The 425-nt window shown below is 34.8% G+C and carries 1 pseudogene; it reads left to right on the top strand.

Features of this window, described 5'->3' with window-relative positions:
* Nucleotides 1-425 (top strand): annotated as a pseudogene (locus tag AC2D8K_RS12620) (DUF5906 domain-containing protein); the annotation flags it as partial.

Raw genomic sequence — 425 nt, 5'->3', positions numbered from 1 at the left:
AAGGAGGCAATCGACCGTCAAGGTCTGATTGCTATCCTAACTATTCCTGTTAATAATGACGATGAAATAGAAGAAACGGCTCAAGGTGAAACCGTGTATAACGAACTTATCGATCAGTTACGACTTAATATCCCAAAAGATACGGATTATCGACCTAACATCTATAGTTATTTTGGTATTAAGAAGAATCCTAATGACACCGTACTCATGGAAATGATGATAAAGGTTTTTCATATCAAACGCTTTAATTCAGAACTGTTTGTTTTCAAAGCTAACGGGTGGCAAAAGATAAATGGAGATGAATTACAAGGGTTGATATCTAAAATGATACAAGTATTGCTTGTAGATTATAAGCCTTCACTAAGCACTCTAAAAAATGTCGTAGATGGATTGCAAAAATCAACAGATGTAGAAGAACTTGTTGA

This window comes from Staphylococcus sp. 510, from assembly GCF_057219715.1.
The sequence above is the reverse complement of the archived record's forward strand: the minus strand, read 5'-3'. Positions and strand labels throughout refer to the sequence as shown.